This is a genomic window from Curtobacterium luteum, assembly GCF_001475545.1.
GTDB classification, from domain to species: Bacteria; Actinomycetota; Actinomycetes; order Actinomycetales; family Microbacteriaceae; genus Curtobacterium; species Curtobacterium luteum_A.
Window position 1 is genome coordinate 1 of the sequence record NZ_LDQC01000124.1, and the last position, 688, is coordinate 688.

Consider the following 688-nt stretch of genomic DNA (forward strand, 5'->3'; position numbering starts at 1 on the left):
CCGCCTTGCCGGCGATGACGTAGAGGACGAAGGCGACGACGACCGAGTTGATCGACGGGATGCCGACGGTGACGAAGGAGCCGACGACCGCCGCGAGCGCCCAGATGACGAGCGTCGCGGGTACCCAGGTCGGACTCGTGGCCGGCAGCGACTCGCTCTCGCTCAGCTCGCGCCGCCACCGCTTCACGACGAAGTACTCGGCGACCATGATCCCGGCGATGGGCGGGAACACGACTCCCAGGACGATGAGGAACGGCGTGAACGCGTCCAGGAAGCCCACCGCGGCGAGCACCGACCCGACGATGCCGAGCACGAGCGTGACGACACCGCGGTTCACCTTGCGACCGAAGACCACGTCGATGAAGTTCGTGACGCCGAGGCTCGAGCTGTAGATGTTCCAGTCGTTGATCTTGAACGTGCCGAGCAGGATGACGAGGATGCCGACCCAGCCGACGCTCGACGTGATCACGCGGGTGATGTCGGACGAGCCGACAGCGTGCGCGAGCAGCACCCCCGCCAGGCCGATGACGTACTCACCGAGGGTCACGCCGAGTGCGGTCTGCTTGACGACGTCCCCGACCGACCGGTTGAACCGGGTCATGTCGGGCGTGATGACCGCGCCGACGATGAACCCTCCGGCGACGAGCGTGGTTCCCACTCCGAATCCAGTCTCCTCTACACATTCCAA

The 688-nt window shown here is 66.1% G+C and carries 1 protein-coding gene; it reads right to left on the reverse strand.

What is annotated here, in order from left to right; genetic code table 11:
• The coding region (locus tag NS184_RS16305; protein WP_193750523.1) for a cytosine permease at positions 1–688 on the reverse strand (688 nt) is incomplete at both ends.